This window comes from Streptococcus sp. 1004_SSPC (assembly GCF_001069025.1).
GTDB classification, from domain to species: Bacteria; Bacillota; Bacilli; order Lactobacillales; family Streptococcaceae; genus Streptococcus; species Streptococcus vestibularis.
This window is the reverse complement of the sequence record NZ_JWGQ01000099.1, coordinates 1-294: the sequence shown is the minus strand read 5'-3', so window position 1 is coordinate 294 and position 294 is coordinate 1. Positions and strand designations below refer to the sequence as shown.

At 40.1% G+C, this 294-nt stretch carries 1 pseudogene; it reads left to right on the top strand.

The annotated features are described in order from the left end of the window. Positions 1-294 (top strand): annotated as a pseudogene (locus tag ADF62_RS10855) (IS3 family transposase); the annotation flags it as partial.

Below are 294 nucleotides of genomic sequence, written 5' to 3'. Positions count from 1 at the left end.
TTCATATCAAGGAGAGGTTGGCAAGAAAGCAGAGAATCTCATTCAACGCCAGTTTGAAGCATCAAAACCAATGGGAAAGTGCTACACAGATGCGACAGAGTTTGATATTCCAAGTAGCTAACGGGGGTAGTTATATCAATACCGTATTCTCATCGCTTTTTATAGTGGGTAAGGGGGATTCAGCCTTCCATGTCACGTAAAGGGAACAGTCCATACAACGGCATGATGGAATCTTTCTTTTGCATTCTGAAGTCTGAGATGTTTTATGGTTATGAGAAGATGTTTAAGTTAATT